12 protein-coding genes are annotated in these 14,801 nt (G+C 74.2%); 2 read left to right on the plus strand and 10 right to left on the minus strand.

The window, feature by feature from the left end; genetic code table 11:
* Positions 1–68: 68 nt before the first annotated feature.
* Genes ligD through ACFW47_RS15900 form a run of 3 tightly spaced genes read right to left on the minus strand, consistent with a single transcriptional unit; the run spans position 69 to position 4,734 of the window.
* Positions 69–998 carry a non-homologous end-joining DNA ligase gene (gene ligD, locus ACFW47_RS15890; RefSeq protein WP_386278555.1) on the minus strand — a complete coding sequence of 310 codons (930 nt, stop codon included), beginning with the start codon at positions 996–998 and terminating at the stop codon, positions 69–71.
* Entirely contained in the window at positions 995–2,842 is a 1,848-nt protein-coding gene (locus ACFW47_RS15895) for a transketolase (RefSeq protein WP_386278557.1), read from the minus strand. The genes ligD and ACFW47_RS15895 overlap by 4 nt, the downstream gene beginning before the upstream one ends.
* Positions 2,839–4,734, minus strand: a complete 1,896-nt coding sequence (locus ACFW47_RS15900) for an FAD-dependent oxidoreductase (RefSeq protein ID WP_386278559.1) — start codon at positions 4,732–4,734, stop codon at positions 2,839–2,841. The genes ACFW47_RS15895 and ACFW47_RS15900 overlap by 4 nt, the downstream gene beginning before the upstream one ends.
* 159 nt (positions 4,735–4,893) lie before the next feature.
* On the opposite strand from ACFW47_RS15900, the gene ACFW47_RS15905 reads away from it, so the two are divergent.
* Positions 4,894–5,856, plus strand: coding sequence for an LLM class F420-dependent oxidoreductase (locus tag ACFW47_RS15905; RefSeq protein WP_386278561.1), 963 nt, complete (start codon positions 4,894–4,896; stop codon positions 5,854–5,856).
* Between the two features lie 71 nt (positions 5,857–5,927).
* On the opposite strand, the gene ACFW47_RS15910 is transcribed toward ACFW47_RS15905, so the two are convergent.
* Positions 5,928–6,443, minus strand: a complete 516-nt coding sequence (locus ACFW47_RS15910) for a phage holin family protein (protein ID WP_386306061.1) — start codon at positions 6,441–6,443, stop codon at positions 5,928–5,930.
* Positions 6,444–6,525: 82 nt separating this feature from the next.
* On the opposite strand from ACFW47_RS15910, the gene ACFW47_RS15915 reads away from it, so the two are divergent.
* The gene (locus tag ACFW47_RS15915; RefSeq protein ID WP_386287549.1) at positions 6,526–6,873 is read left to right on the plus strand and encodes a VOC family protein; all 348 of its coding nucleotides are present in this window, start codon (positions 6,526–6,528) and stop codon (positions 6,871–6,873) included.
* A gap of 18 nt (positions 6,874–6,891) precedes the next feature.
* On the opposite strand, the gene ACFW47_RS15920 is transcribed toward ACFW47_RS15915, so the two are convergent.
* The 6 genes from ACFW47_RS15920 to ACFW47_RS15945 all read right to left on the minus strand — a co-directional run bounded on the left by ACFW47_RS15920 (position 6,892) and on the right by ACFW47_RS15945 (position 14,737).
* Complete coding sequence (locus tag ACFW47_RS15920) at positions 6,892–8,985, minus strand: DUF5107 domain-containing protein (protein ID WP_386306062.1); 2,094 nt, start codon at positions 8,983–8,985, stop codon at positions 6,892–6,894.
* A 67-nt stretch (positions 8,986–9,052) separates the two neighbouring features.
* Positions 9,053–9,619, minus strand: a complete 567-nt coding sequence (locus ACFW47_RS15925) for a GNAT family N-acetyltransferase (RefSeq protein WP_386306063.1) — start codon at positions 9,617–9,619, stop codon at positions 9,053–9,055.
* A gap of 36 nt (positions 9,620–9,655) precedes the next feature.
* Positions 9,656–10,579, minus strand: a complete 924-nt coding sequence (locus ACFW47_RS15930) for an LD-carboxypeptidase (protein ID WP_386287543.1) — start codon at positions 10,577–10,579, stop codon at positions 9,656–9,658.
* Positions 10,576–12,543, minus strand: coding sequence for a prolyl oligopeptidase family serine peptidase (locus ACFW47_RS15935; RefSeq protein WP_386306064.1), 1,968 nt, complete (start codon positions 12,541–12,543; stop codon positions 10,576–10,578). The genes ACFW47_RS15930 and ACFW47_RS15935 overlap by 4 nt, the downstream gene beginning before the upstream one ends.
* A 42-nt stretch (positions 12,544–12,585) precedes the next feature.
* Positions 12,586–13,911, minus strand: coding sequence for a M20/M25/M40 family metallo-hydrolase (locus ACFW47_RS15940; protein ID WP_386287539.1), 1,326 nt, complete (start codon positions 13,909–13,911; stop codon positions 12,586–12,588).
* On the minus strand, positions 13,904–14,737 hold the full coding sequence (locus ACFW47_RS15945) for a M55 family metallopeptidase (protein ID WP_386287538.1): 834 nt from the start codon (positions 14,735–14,737) through the stop codon (positions 13,904–13,906). The genes ACFW47_RS15940 and ACFW47_RS15945 overlap by 8 nt, the downstream gene beginning before the upstream one ends.
* Between the last annotated feature and the right edge of the window lie 64 nt (positions 14,738–14,801).

The following is a 14,801-nucleotide window of genomic DNA, read 5'->3' on the forward strand; positions in this document are numbered from 1 at the left end:
CGCCAAACCTCCACCGGCGCAGGCATGTGCCCGCCCCCCCGTCCCCCGCGCACCCCGCCGCGGCCGGCTCAGCCGCGCAGGGCGTCCAGCCGCCGCCGGGCGGGACCCAGGTCCCTGCCACGGCCGGCGATCGCGGCCCAGGGCCGGGTACGTGCCTGGTCGGCGGCGTCGGCGATCGTCCAGCGGCGGGCGTGCAGCGCGGGGTCGTCCAACTGGTCCCGGGAGATCGGGGTGGCGACAGGGGCGCCGGGCAGGGCCCGCACGGTGAAGGGGGCGACCGCGGTCTGCGCGTAGGCGTTGCGCTGGATGTCGAGGTAGAGCCGGTCGCCCCGGTCCTTCTTCCGGGCGGCGGTGGTGAGCCGCTCGGGCCGGTCGGCGGCCAGCACGTCGGCGACGTCCCGGGCGAACTCCCGGACCTCGTCGAAGTCCTGACGGCCGCTCAGCGGGACGACCACGTGGAGCCCCCGGGACCCGGTGGTCATGAGTGCCGAGGGCAGCTTCAGCTCGTCGAGCAGTTCACCCAGCAGCCCGGCAGCCTCCCGGACCGCCGGGAAGTCGTCGCCGGCCGGGTCGAGGTCGAAGACCATGCGGTCGGGCCGGTCCACGTCCCCGGCCCGGGACAGCCAGCGGTGCAGGGTGATGGCTGCCTGGTCGGCGAGGTGGAGGAGGGTGGCGGTGTCGTCGCAGACGGTGTGGCAGACGGTGCCGCCCTCCTTGCCCACCTCCACACGGCCGATCCAGTCCGGGTAGTGCTCCGGCGTGTTCTTCTGCATGAAGCGGGGGCCGTCCACACCCTCCGGGTGCCGCTCCAGCATCAGCGGACGGCCCCGCAGGTGCGGCAGCATGAAGGGGGCGACTGCGTGGTAGTAGTCGACGAGGTCGGCCTTGGTGTACTCGTCTTCACCGCTCTCCCCCTTCGGGAACAGCACCTTGTCCGGCCGGTGCACCTCCACCGCGCGCCGGCCGGCCCGGACGGTCCGTACGGCGTCACGGCTCACGGGACGATCGCCTGCTCCACCAGCATCCGTCCGGCCGCCTCGATGGACTCGGCGTCGATCCCCGCGGCGTGCAGCTCCTCGGCCGGGCTCGCGGAGCCCGGCATCATCTCGACGGCGAGCCGGACCAGGCGGGGCACGGGCCGCCCGTCGGCGAAGGCGTCGAGGACCGCGTCCCCGATCCCGCCCTCCCGGCGGTGGTCCTCCACGGTGAGCAGGCAGCCGGTCTCCTCGGCGGCCCGGCGCAGGGTGGCCCGGTCGACGGGCTTGACCGAGTAGAGGTCGATCACCCGGACCTGGATGCCGTCCTGCGCCAGCGCGTCGGCCGCGGCGAGCGCCTCGTGCACCGTGACACCGGCCGCGACGACGGTGAGCCGGTCGCGGTCGGAGGAGCGCAGGACCTTGCTGCCGCCGACGGGGAACTCCTCGTCGGGGCCGTAGATCACCTTGCTGCCGCCGCGCGAAGTGCGCAGGTAGCGGATGCCCTCCAGGCCTGCCATCTCGGCGACGAGCCGGGCGGTCTGGTTGGCGTCGCACGGGTACAGCACGGTCGAGCCGTGGATGGCCCGCATCATCGCGATGTCCTCCAGGCCCATCTGACTGGGCCCGTCCTGGCCGATCGCGACGCCCGCGTGCGATCCGACGAGGTTGATGCCGGAGCCGCTGACGGACGCCATGCGCACGAAGTCGTACGCCCGGGTCAGGAAGGCGGCGAACGAGGTGGCGAACGGCACCCAGCCGCGCGCCGCCATCCCGACCGCCGTGGCGACCATCTGCTGCTCGGCGATGTAGCACTCGAAGTACCGCTCGGGGTGTTCCTTGGCGAAGAACTCGGCGCGCGTGGAGTCGCCGACCTCGCCGTCGAGGGCGACCACGTCGCCCCGGGCGGTGCCGAGCGCGGCGAGCGCCTCGCCGAAGGCGTTGCGGGTGGCGACCTCGTCGTCCCTGTCGTAGCGCGGCAGTTCGATCTCCCCGGTGCCGGCCGAGTGCAGCGCCCGGGCTGCGGGCGGCTCCTGCACCCGTACCGTGAGGTCGCGCTCCCCGCCGAGCTCGGCGATCGCCTCCTCGGCCTCCGGGAGCGGCTTGCCGTGCTGGCCCTCACGGTCCTCGACGGCCTGCACGCCCTTGCCCTTCAGCGTGCGGGCGATGACGGCCGTGGGCTGGCCCTTGGTGGACAGTGCTTCGCCGTAGGCACGGTCGATGGCGTCCACGTCGTGGCCGTCGATCTCGACGGTGTGCCAGCCGAAGGCCCGGAACCGGCGCGCGTACGCGTCGAGGTCGTGGCCGTGCCGGGTCGGACCGCGCTGGCCGAGCCGGTTGACGTCGACGATCACGGTGAGGTTGTCGAGCTGCTCGTACCCGGCGTGCTCCGCGGCCTCCCACACCGATCCCTCGGCCATCTCGCTGTCACCGCACAGCACCCACACGCGGTAGTCGCTGCGGTCCAGCCGCTTGCCGGACAGCGCGATGCCCACGCCCACGGGCAGCCCCTGGCCGAGCGACCCGGTGGCCGTCTCCACCCACGGCAGCCGCTGCGGCGTGGGGTGTCCCTCCAGGCGGCTGCCCAGCTTGCGGAAGGTGAGCAGCTCCTCGTCGTCGATGGCGCCGGCCGCCTTGTAGGCGGAGTAGAGGAGGGGCGACGCGTGGCCCTTGGAGAGGACGAAGCGGTCGTTGCCGGGGTGGGCGGGGCGCTCGAAGTCGTAGCGGAGGTGGTTGGCGAGGAGTACGGCCATCAGGTCCGCGGCGGACATCGAGGACGTCGGGTGCCCGGAGCCCGCGGCGGCGGACGTCCGTACACTGTCGACGCGCAGCTGCTGTCCGAGGTCGACGAGTTCACCGGTGTTCATGAGTCTCCTTCCGCGGCGCGGCCGTCGGTTCGCTTGACGGGGCCGGGGGCGATGTCGGGTCCGGGGGGCGGCTGGTTCGCCGGGGGTTCGGGTCCGGGGTCGGCGGGCGGGCCGGCGGAGCGGCTCGGCGCGCGGCTGCCGGGGGACCCCGACCGGGTGGCGCCGGAAGCCCCTGCGGGCTTGGCCCGCTCGGCCTGCTGGGCCACGGCGGAGGGCTTCGGAGCGGTGGACGGCTTGGACGTCTTCCGCGGCTTGCCGGGCGCGTGGGCGGCCGGACGGGGTCCGGCGGCCTTGGCGGACTCCCCGCCGGGGCGGGCCTCTGCTGTGGTGTCCGCACCGGGCTGATTCTTCGCGGGCTCACCACCCGGCTGATTCTTCGCGGGCTCACCACCCGGCTGCCCCTTCGCAGGTTCACCACCCGGCTGATTCTTCGCAGGCTCACCGCTGAGATGTGCCTTGGCCCGCTCAGCATCGGGCTGCCCCTTCGCGGAGTCCCCACCCGGCCGGTCCTCCGCGGCGCCGGCCTCGGGCCGCCGCGCGGTCGAGTCACCGCCTGCCCGGGTGCCGGCGGGTTCAACGTCCGGCCGTCCCGGTACCCGCGCCACCTCCGGCGACGCCGACTCCAGGGGCACGGACCAGGAGCGTACGAGGCCCAGCTGGACCGCCTGCCGGGGCAGCACCGCGTCGAGCAGCCAGTCCGCGGCCACCCGCACCCGGTTGCCCGGCATCGCCGCGAGGTGGTAGCCCCGGGTGACCGCGCCCGCCGCCGGGCCGGACATCGGCACCCCCAGCGGGTTGGCGGCGGCCTTCGCGCCGCCCAGGTCGACCACGAACCCCATGTCGCGGTGGCGGTAGGCCCGCCGCTCGCCGCCGATGCCGAGTGACGCGGCGACGTTCTGGGCGCAGACCTTGCCGTGCCGCCAGGCGTGCTGCGCGGTCATCGGCGTGTACTGGCCGGGCTGGTACAGGTCGGGCACCGCCGCCACGTCACCGCAGGCGAACAGCTCGGGCCGCCCCGGCACCTGGAGGTGCGGGTCGACGAGGAGCCGGCCGCGTTCCATGGGCAGCCCCAGGGACTCCACCAGCGGGTCGGGCCGCACGCCCACGCACCACACCAGCGTGCGGGTGTCCACGGTCGTACCGTCGGTCAGCAGGACCCCGTCGTGCGTGGCCTCCTTCACGGAGGTCCCCATCCGGACGTCGACGCCCCGCTGCCGCAGCACCCGCTCGGCGGTGCGGGAGAGCCGTTCGTCCATCTCGGGCAGCACCCGTTCCGCCACGTCCAGCAGCATCCAGCGGGGCCGCATGCCGGTCCGCATCGGATGCCTGCGGACCTGGGCGTCGGTGTACATCTGGCCGTGCGCGGCGACCTCCGTACCGGTGTACCCCGCACCGACCACGACGAAGGTGCACCGGGCGGCGCACTCGGCGCGGTCGCCCGCCGCGGCGGCCAGCTCCACCTGCCGGGTCACGTGGTCGCGCAGGTAGAGCGCCTCCGGCAGCCCGCGGAAGCCGTGGGCGTGCTCGGCGACGCCGGGGATGGGCAGCAGCTTGTTGACGCTGCCCGCGGCGAGGACCAGCCGGTCGTAGGACAGGGTGCCCCCGCCGCCCTCCGGGTCCGTGTAGTGCACGGTGCGTCCGTCGAGGTCGATGCCGTCGGCCTCGCCGAGCACCAGCCGGACGCGCGGCAGGGTGCCGGACAGGGACACGCTGACCCGGCGCGGTTCCAGGACTCCGGCGGCGACCTGCGGGAGCAGGGGCAGGTAGAGGAAGTAGTCGGTCGGGTTGAGCAGGGTGATGTCGGCCTGGTGCCGGGTGAGCCGGGACAGGGTGCGGGCCGTCCGGTACCCGGCGAAGCCGGCACCGACGATCACGATGCGGGGTCGGCTCACGGTTCGCCTCCGGGCTGTCGCGTACCTCGGGAGCCTTCCGCGTCCCCTTGACCAGGACGCCCAAACGTCCGGCGGACGGCCGCCGCCCCCGGTTTCCCCGCGTACGCCCGGGTACTCGGCCCGGGACCCACCCGCCCCATGTTCCGGAGGCAACCCCCCATGCCCGAGTACGGCTATTTCCTCTCCTGCGAGCAGTACGGTCCCGCGGAGCTGATCGAACAGGCGCGGATGGCCGAGCAGGCCGGCTTCCAGGCGCTGTGGATCTCGGACCACTACCACCCGTGGAACGGTGAGCAGGGGCAGAGCCCGTTCGTGTGGTCGGTGATCGGCGCGCTGTCCGACGCGGTGTCCCTGCCCGTCGAGACGGCGGTGACCTGCCCGACCGTGCGCATCCACCCGGCGGTGGTGGCGCAGGCCGCGGCGACCAGCGCGGTGATGACGGACGGCCGATTCCGGCTCGGCGTCGGCACCGGGGAGGCGCTCAACGAGCACATCCTCGGGGACGCGTGGCCGGCCGCTCACGTACGCCTGGAGATGCTGGAGGAGGCCATCCTCATCATGCGCCGGCTGTTCACCGGTGAGGAGGTCAACCACCACGGCACGCACTACACGGTGGAGAACGCCCGCCTCTACACGGTCCCGGACGAGCCCGTCCCGATCGACATCTCCGGCTTCGGCCCGGCGGCGACAAAGCTCGCCTCGCGGGTGGGCGACGGCTACATCACGATGATGCCGGACAGCTCGATGGTGGAGCAGTACCGCAAGGGCGGGGGCGGCGGGAAACTGGTCAGCGGGGGCACCAAGGTCTGCTACGACACCGACCGGGACGAGGCGGTACGGACCGTGCACCGGCTGTGGGCCAACGAGTTGCTGCCGGGCGAGCTGGGCCAGGTGCTGCCGTCACCGAAGCACTTCGAGCAGGCCCAGACCCTCGTCACCGAGGACATGGTCCGGGACAACCGGGTCTGCGGCGACGACGCGGACGAGCACGTCGCGGAGCTCAGGCAGTTCGCCGACGCCGGCTTCGACCGGGTCTACGTCAACCAGATCGGTCCCGACCTGCGCGGCTTCTTCGACTTCTACCGCACCAAGGTGCTGCCGCAGTTGCAGCAGAGCGCCTGACCGGCACGGCACGGCACCCCCCGAACCGCGTTCGGGGGGTGCCGTGCCGTGCCGTCCGGTTCCGGGGCCGGTCAGCCCCGGCGGTGCGGGGCTTCGGGGTCGATGTCGTCCTGGCGCGGTGCCACCGGCCCGGTGGCGCCCGGTGCGGGCGTGCCCGCCCCCGGGGCGCCGGTCGCGCCGCCGGCACCGCCGGGCGCGACCGGCGGCATCGGCGGGTACGGCACGCCGAGCCCGTTCGGCGGAGCGGCCGGCGCGCCACCACTGAGGGTGTGGCCGTGTCCCTCGCCGTGGGCGGTCCCCGGCCGGGCCGCACCGCGCAGCAGGTAGGCCGCGACGCCCAGGAGGGCGGCCGTGATCAGCGCGGCGGCCCAGTCCGGCAGGCCGACGGCGAGGGCCAGGCCCACGGTGAGCGCGAGGGCCGCGCCCGCGTACAGGGCGGCGGCACCGGACGCGGCGTACAGCGTGGCCTTGCGGCGCTGCTTGCGTGTCTGTTCCCGCAGCTCGTCGCGCACGGTCTCGCGTGCCACCTGCGCCAGTTCGTCGACCAGATGCTTGTCCAGGTGTTCCAAGTGATCCATGCGGTCCATGCGTTGCGGGTACCCGCGGCCACGGATTCCATGGGCGGGACGGTGGCCCGGGGCCGCACGAGTCCCAACTAGGCTCGTCCGCATGGACATTCTGGGAGCCACACTGCGCATCTACGTCGACGACCTGGAGAAGGCGATCCCCTTCTACGAAGGCCTGGCCGGCGGCCAGGCGCACCGTTTCGAACGCGGCGGCGTCCAAGTCGCCGCCGTCGGCTGCTTCCTGCTGATGAGCGGCCCCGAGTCCCAGCTCGAGGTGTTGCGCAAGGTGACCGCGACGGTCGCCGTGACCGACGTCGAGGAGACCCACCGGGTGCTCAGCTCGCTGGGCGCGGACATCATCGCGGGACCGGTCCCGACGCCCGCGGGCCGCAATCTGATCGCCCGGCACCCGGACGGCACGATCTACGAGTACGTGGACCGGCGGGCATAGCCCCGGGCCGGGCGGGGCTCAGTCCCCGTCCGGCCGCATCCTGAAGTCGTGCCGGGCGGGAAGCGGTTCGTCGGTGAGCCGGGACCACAGCCGGCCGATGACCTCGTCGCCCTCGCGCAGGTCGGCGACCTCGAAGCCCTCGTCGAAGACGGCCCGTGCCTCAGCGTTCCGGCCCTCGGCGGCCAGCAGCGCCGCCTCGGTGAGCCGGAACCGGCCGCGGGCCCGGACGGCGGGATCCAGTCGCTCCCACACGGACCGGGCGTCCGCCGTGCGTCCGACCGCGAGCAGCGCTGCGATCGCCTCGCCGCCGAGCGCGGCCGTGACCGCCGTCCAGGACGCGCGGCCGTCCGCGGCACCGGCCGCCCCCGCACCGGGCGTCCGCGTCTCCGCACCGGCCCTCCCCGCAGCGCGCGCCGTCCCGACCGGCAGCCGGCCCGTCTCCCCGGAGCCCGCCGGGTCCCGCTCGGGCCGGGGGGCGGGCGCACCGTCCCGTACCCGTGCGCACAGGTCGTCGAAGGCCTCCGCGTACCGGTCGGCGGCCCGCTCGTGGTGGCCGTCCTCCCGGTCGGCTACGGCGAGGCAGCGCAGCAGCGGCCAGCGGGTGGCGGCGTTCTTCAGGCCGCGCTCCCAGCTGCGCACCGCCTGCGCCCGGTCGTCGCCGTGCCACTGGGCGACTCCGAGGTGGTACTCGGCGACGGGTGTGGCGGCCGTGGTCTCCAGCATGTCGCGCCAGGGCCGGGCGACCAGCGTGCCGCCGGGCGGCGCACCGGAGTCGGGCTCGGGCAGCGACCCGGCGTGCAGGAGGTGCAGCCAGGGCCGCTGCTCGTCGCCGAGGGTGGTCTCCTCGAAGGGGGTGCCGGGCAGCTTCCAGCCCGCGCGGAGCACTTCGAGGGCACCCCACCCCGATCCGGTGGCCAGGCGCTCGCCGGGCTCGGCGTCGGCACAGGGCCGCCAGGCCTCGTACGCCGCGTCCACGCCGGTGCGCGGCAGGACGGCCTCCAGCCGGTCCTCGGCCCGGCCCAGCACGGTGTGCCACTCCCCCCGCGGATCCGCGTCGAGCGGCCCGTACGCCTCCAGCCAGGACACCTCGCTCTCCGCCTCCAGCTTGACGTGTTCCAGCTGGGTGCGGGCGAGTCCGGCCTGGATCTCGCAGTAGCCGCCGGTGCCGGGCTCGGTGAGCCACTCCTGCCAGCGCCGTCCGCCCGGCCCGGTGCCCCACACGAACAGCTTCCGGCCGCGCAGCACGTCGGTCGACGTCTGCACCAGCCCGTGCCCGTGTTCGGCGAGCGCGGCGATCCAGCGGCGCCGCCCGTCCGGCACCTCGTAGAAGAAGTCGGCGGGGTGGGTGCTGTTGCGCGGGTAGGTGCGGTCGGCGCCGTCGTGGGACGGGACGGGGACGCGGCGCAGCCGCCTCTCGTAGCCGAAGAGCCAGGCCTCGTCGGCGGGGGCGAGGACGCGGCGGTCCTCGGGGACGGCGATGTTGGACCACCAGTACGTGGGGACCGGGCGCTCGTGCGGGTTGCGGACGCGGACGCCCACGTGGAGGAAGTCCGAGCCCTCCGGAAGCCACAGGTCGACCTGGAAGGGCAGGTCGCGCAGCCGCTCCCACTCCCACAGGCGCAGCATCTGACCGCCGTCGGGGGCGGGCACGCGCGCGGCGTGCACGGGCGAGCAGGAGAGGGTGGTGTGCCCGGTGGCGCCGATGTTCCACTCGATGCCGCCGGAGAACCAGGCGCCGTTGAGGGCGAAGTTGGCGGGCTGGAGCACTGGGTTGACGTAGAGCAGCTCGCGGTCGGTCGGCTTGTGGAAGAGGGAGGTGACGCGGCCGCCCAGGGCCGGCAGGACGGTGGCCCGCAGCCGGTCGTTCTCGAGGACGAGGGCGTCGAACTCGCGGGGCTCGCGCACCCGCCCGTAACCGTCCCGGACCGGCGCGGGCAGCAGGCTGCGCAGGGGTGCGTAACCGACCTGGCGGGCCATGTCCCGGGGCAGGCCGGCCCGGTCGCGTTCGTCGATGCGGTGGGCCTCGTCCAGGGGGCGCAGCGGCGGCAGGGGGTTGTCCGGCCCCAGCGGGGCGGCGGGCAGCGTCAGTACCTCACGTCGGATCGTCGTCACGCTTCCCCATGGAAGCCCCTCCCGGGCCCGCTGAACAGGGCGCCCCACGGACATTCGGCGCGGCAGATCAACCGGAGGTCACGGTCTCGGCGGTGATCGCCCAGCGCTGGTGGTCCCGCCACGCGCCGTCGATGTGGAGCATCCGCGGCGAGAAGCCCTCCAGGTGGAAGCCGCAGGCACGGGCCAGCGCGATGGAGGCGGCGTTGCCCGGCTGCACGTTGATCTCCAGCCGGTGCAGCCGCATCGGCCCGAAGGCGTACCGCACGACGAGGCCCAGCCCTTCGCGCATCAGCCCCCGCCCGGCGGCGTGGGCGAACGCGCCGTAGCCGAGCGTGCCGCTGAGGAAGCCGCCGTGCACGATGTTGTTGATGTTGACGAACCCGGCGATGGCGCCGCCGTCCGCCGTGCCCGCGCCCTTCTCGCAGATCAGGAACCCGGCCTTGGTGGGGTCCTCGATGAGCCGGGCCGCGTACGCCTCGTACGCCTGAAGGCTGTCCGGCGGGAAGAGCCACGGGTGGTGCAGGTCCTTGCTCTCCCGGGCGCGGGCGGTGAACTCGGCGCCGTCCTCGTAGGTGAAGTGCCGTATGCCCACGCGCGGGCCCTCGGCGAGGTGGCGGGATGCGTTGTGCGGCATTCCGCCAGCCTACGACGGGCGGGTGCGGGGCGCGGTTCAGCGCAGGGCCGGTTCCTCCAGCGTGAGGGTGCCCGCGTCCGCGTCGAGTTCCGCCGCCACGCCGAACGGAACGGTCAGCGCGCCCTCGCAGTGCCCGAAGCCGAAGTCCTCGGCGACCGGCACGCCGAGGCCGCCGAGCCGGTCGGCCAGCATCGGCCGCAGCCGCTCGCGTGGCTCGCACTCGTGCCAGGATCCGAGCAGCACCCCGGCGGCGCCGTCGAGCAGGCCGGCCCGCAGCAACTGGGTGAGGTAGCGGTCCAGCCGGTACGTCTCCTCCCCCACGTCCTCCAGGCACAGCAGCCCGCCTCGCGCGGAGGTGCGGGCGTGCGGGGTACCGATCTCGGCGGCGAGCAGGGCGAGGCAGCCGCCGAGGGTGACGCCCCGGGCCCGGCCCGGGACCATGGGGGTGCCGTCGGAGGCGATCACGCGGACCGTCTCCGGCGCGAACAGGGTGGCCTTCAGGTGCTCCTGTGCCCGGGCGTTCTTGAGGAAGTCGGTCCCGGCGGCCATCGGCCCGTGCAGGGTGACCAGGCCGAGGCGGGTGGCGAAGGCCTCGTGCAGCGCGGTGATGTCGCTGAAGCCGACGAACACCTTCGGCCCGGCCGCCCGCATCGCCTCCCAGTCGAGCAGGTCGGCCATGCGCTGGACGCCGTACCCGCCGCGGGCGCACAGCACGGCGTCGACGGACGGGTCGCACCAGGCGGACTGGAGGTCGGCGGCACGGTCCGCGTCGGTGCCCGCGAGGTAGTCGAAGGACGGGTGCCGGTCCAGGACGTGCGGGGCCACGACCGGGTCCAGGTCCCAGCCGCGCAGCACGTCCAGTCCCGCCTGCAGCCGCTCCTCCGGCACGGGCCCGCTGGGCGCGACGACCGCCACCCGGGCCCCGGGGGCGAGCCTGACCGGCCGGTTCAATGGCTTCACCGGGTCAGCTCCAGGGTGGGGACGTCCGGCCGGTTCAGACCGAAGACCTGGGCGTAGAGGGAGAGTTCCGCCTCCAGGGCGCGCACCATGGTCTCCGCGCGCCGGAATCCGTGTCCCTCGCCCTCGAAGGCGAGGTACGCGTGCGGCACTCCCCGGCCCGCCATGCGGTCGAGGAACCGCTCGCACTGCACCGGCGGGCAGATCACGTCGTCCAGGCCCTGGAGCAGCAGGAAGGGCGCGGTGATCCGGTCGACGTGCGTGACGGGCGACCGCTCGGCGTACCGGCCGGGCACCTCGGCGTGGGGTCCGATCAGGCTCTCCAGGTACTGCGACTCGAAGTCGTGGGTCCCTCCCGTGGCCCAGCCGGTCAGGTCGAGGACCGGGTAGATGACGGTGCCGCAGGCGTAGACGTCGGTGGTGGCCAGGGATGCGGCGGTGGTCCAGCCGCCCGCGCTGCCGCCGCGTACGGCGAGCCGCCTCCGGTCGGCGGCGCCCTCGTCGGCGAGGGCGAGGGCGACGGCGGCGCAGTCCTCGACGTCGACCACGCCCCACTGCCCGCGCAGCCGGTCGCGGTACTCCCGGCCGTACCCGGTGGAGCCGCCGTAGTCGACCTCGGCGACGCCGATGCCGCGGGAGGTGAAGTAGGCGATCTCCAAGTCCAGCACGAGGGGCGAGCGGCTGGTGGGGCCGCCGTGTGCCCAGATCACGTACGGCGGCAGCTCGCCGTCCGGTGCGTGGAAGCCGGGGTTGTGAGGCGGATGGACGTGCGCGTGGATCTCGCGGCCGTCGGGTCCGGTGAAGGTGCGGCTGTGCGGCTCGGGGTAGTACGCCGGGTCGACGGCGTCCTCGTGCGGGGCGCCGATGACCCGGGTCCGGCCGGTGCGGGCGTCCAGCTCGACCACCTCGAAGGCGCTGCGCGGGCCGGCACCGACGGCGGCGACGCGCTCGCCGTGGACGGCGAGGGTCGTGGCGAACTCGGTCCAGGGACCGGCCGCGTCGACGACTTCGCCGGTCTCGGGGTCGAGTATGCCGAGGGCGGTGGCGCCACGGCCGTGCACGACGGCGAGCAGGCCGCTGTCCAGCGGCGCGAACCAGCGCTGGCCGAGCTTCCACAGCGGTCCGCCGAACTCCTCCTCTCGGGCGCACAGCGGCCGTCCGTCGCGGTAGAGGTTCCACCAGCCGGTGCGGTCCGAGGCGTACAGCAGGGCGCCGTCGGGCGCCCAGTCGACCTGGGCGATCGACTCCTCGGGCCCGCCGGCGACGGGCCGGGCGTCCAGGAAGGTGCCGTCGGCGCCGATCTCCGCGACGATCAGCTCGGTGCCGTCCCAGGGCATGCGGGGGTGGTCCCAGGCGAGCCACGCCGCGCGCCGCCCGTCGGGCGAGACTCGGGGGCCGGTGACGAACCGGTGGCGTTCGCCGACGAGTTCGCGCACCGCGCTCCGGTCACCGGCCGCCGAGCCGTCCAGCGGCACCGCCACGGGGACCCGGCGCACGTCGGTGGGCCGGTCACCGGTGAACTCCTCCAGGACGCACCACACCTCGCCGCGCTCGGGCCGCAGCTCCGGCTCGGCCCAGCGCAGCCCGCCCCCCACCGCGGAGACGGGCGTCAGCGGACGCGGCTCGCCGACGCCCGGCTCGTAGGAGTACAGCCGCTGGTCGGCGAAGTTCACGAAGACGACCAGCGGCCCCGCGTCGGTCATGTGGGCCGCCCAGGGCCGGCCGCCGTACTCCAGGACGCGGCTGCGCACGTTCCACGGCGCGGGCAGCACCGGCTCCTCCCTGCCGTCGGGAAGCCGCCGCACCAGCGTGCGCCGACCGCCCTCGGCGGGCCGGGGCGCGGTCCACCACACCTCGTCGCCGACGAAGGCCACGTCGTCGGGCCGCCCGTCGTGCGCGGCGGCGAGGGCCGCGTCGACCGGCGACGGCCACGATCCGTACGGCAGGGTCTGCACTGACTCCCCCACTCTTTCCTCCAGCTCCTTCTCGGCGCGGTCCCCGGCCGTCCGCTAGGCCGTGCGCAGGAAACGGTCGAGGACACGCACCCCGAAGTGCAGCGCCTCGACGGGCACGCGTTCGTCGACGCCGTGGAAGAGCGCCTGGTAGTCGAAGCCCTCGGGCAGCTTCAGCGGCGCGAACCCGTAGCCGGTGATCCCCAGCCGGGAGAACTGCTTGGCGTCCGTGCCGCCGGACATGCAGTACGGCACCACGTGTCCCTCCGGGGCGAACTCCTCGACAGCGGCGCGCATCCTGGCGTACGTCGGCGAGTCCACCGGCGCCTGGAGGGCGACCTCGCGGTGGGCGAACTCCCAGGCGACGTCCGGGCCGGTGAGCCGGTCGAGGGTGGCGCGGAACTCGTCCTCGCAGCCGTGCAGGAACCTCCCGTCGACGTACGCGACGGCCTCGCCGGGGATGACGTTGACCTTGTAACCGGCGTCGAGCATCGTCGGGTTGCTGCTGTTGCGGACGGTGGCCTCGACCAGCTTGGCCGCGGGGCCGAGCTTGTCCAGCAGCGCGTCCACGTCGTGCAGGTCGGTCTCGATGCCGTAGACGGCGGCGAGTTCGCTCAGCGCGGCGCGCACGGTCGGGGTCAGGCGCAGCGGCCACTCGTGGTCGCCGATGCGGGTGACCGCCGCGGCGAGCCGCGTGACGGCGTTCTCCGCGTTCACCTTGGACCCGTGGCCGGCCCGTCCGCGCGCGGTGAGCTTGAGCCAGCCCGTGCCGCGCTCACCGGCGGCGATGGGGTAGAACTGCCGACCGGCGCCGTCGTGGAAGGTGAACGCCCCGGACTCGCTGACGCCCTCGGTGCAGCCCTCGAACAGGGCGGCGTGCCGGTCGGCGAGGAAGCCGGAGCCGTCCTCGGCACTGGCCTCCTCGTCCGCGGTGAACGCGATCACGATGTCCCGCCGGGGCCGTACTCCCCGCCGGGCCCAGTCGCGCACGACGGCCAGGATCATCGCGTCCATGTTCTTCATGTCGACGGCGCCGCGACCCCAGACGACCCCGTCGCGGATCTCCCCGGAGAAGGGGTCCACGCTCCAGTCGGCGGCCTCGGCGGGCACCACGTCCAGGTGCCCGTGCACGAGGAGCGCGCCGGCCGACGGGTCGGTGCCCTCGACGCGGGCGACGACGTTGGTCCGGCCCTCGGTCCGCTCCAGCAGCGTGGGCTCGATCCCGGCCTCGGCGAGCCGCGCGGCGGCGTACTCGGCGGCCGGGCGCTCCCGGCAGTCGCCGCCGCCCCGGTTCGTCGTGTCGATCCGGATGAGGTCGGACGTGAACCGCACGACCTCGTCCAGCGCCTGTGCGCCCGTCCGCCCGGACTGCTGCTCAGCCATACTGCTCCTCCACGGCGGCCGAGGCGATCGTGGTGACCGCCTTGAAAGTACGGATCGCCTCGAACATGGTCTCGTGGGTGTACGCCACCTTGCGTTCCCCGACGCGGGCCACACCCGGCACGACGGTCGAGGCCGCCGCCAGGTGCTCGGCGTCGAACTCCACGGCGACGGTGAAGGGCCCGCCGCTCACCGGCTCGTGCCGCACCGCGAGCGCCGCCGCCTCCTTGGCCGCCGCCCGGATGTCGGCGGCGGTCCTGGCCGGCGTACGGCACACGGCCGCGTACCGCGACACATGGTCCTTGACCGCGACCTTCAGCGCCTGCGGCGCGTACCCGAGCGCGTCCTCGCAGGCCACGTCGTCGCCGGTGACCAGCACCACCGGCACCCCGTACTCGGCGACGACGTGCGCGTTGAGCAGACCCTCACTGGCCCGTACGTCGTTCAGCCAGACACCGGTGATCTGGTTGGCGAGGAAGGTGTGCGCGAGGACGCCCTCCATGCCCGCGCCCGCGTGGTACCCGATGAAGGCGATGCCGTCCACGTCCCCGTGCTGGACGCCCTCCACCATGGACAGCGCCTTGTGCCGGCCGGTGAGCATCTGCGTCCGCTCGTCGAGCTGCTCCAGGAGCAGGTTGCGCATCGTCCAGTGCGCCTCGTTGACCAGCACCTCGTCGGCCCCGCCGTCGAGGAAACCCAGGACGGCCGCGTTCACGTCCGAGGTGAACATCGACCGGCACCGCTCCCACTGGGGGGTCCCCGGCAGCACGTCGGCCGGCCAGGTGACACCGGTGGCGCCTTCCATGTCGGCGCTGATGAGGATCTTCATGCTGCGCCACGTTACGCGGTCGCGCCGACCCCCAGCCAGGCCTGTGGAAAACTCTCACCGGCCC

The organism is Streptomyces sp. NPDC058796, assembly GCF_042745235.1.
Taxonomy (GTDB): domain Bacteria; phylum Actinomycetota; class Actinomycetes; order Streptomycetales; family Streptomycetaceae; genus Streptomyces.

Excerpts from the sequence above, each read along its gene's own strand:
- ACFW47_RS15905 (WP_386278561.1), top strand. The coding sequence starts at position 4,894 with ATGCCCGAGTACGGCTATTTCCTCTCCTGCGAGCAGTACGGTCCCGCG.
- ACFW47_RS15945 (WP_386287538.1), bottom strand. The coding sequence starts at position 14,737 with ATGAAGATCCTCATCAGCGCCGACATGGAAGGCGCCACCGGTGTCACC.
- ACFW47_RS15925 (WP_386306063.1), bottom strand. The coding sequence starts at position 9,619 with ATGCCGCACAACGCATCCCGCCACCTCGCCGAGGGCCCGCGCGTGGGC.
- ACFW47_RS15940 (WP_386287539.1), bottom strand. The coding sequence starts at position 13,911 with ATGGCTGAGCAGCAGTCCGGGCGGACGGGCGCACAGGCGCTGGACGAG.
- ACFW47_RS15895 (WP_386278557.1), bottom strand. The coding sequence starts at position 2,842 with ATGAACACCGGTGAACTCGTCGACCTCGGACAGCAGCTGCGCGTCGAC.
- ACFW47_RS15915 (WP_386287549.1), top strand. The coding sequence starts at position 6,526 with ATGGACATTCTGGGAGCCACACTGCGCATCTACGTCGACGACCTGGAG.
- ACFW47_RS15910 (WP_386306061.1), bottom strand. The coding sequence starts at position 6,443 with ATGGACCGCATGGATCACTTGGAACACCTGGACAAGCATCTGGTCGAC.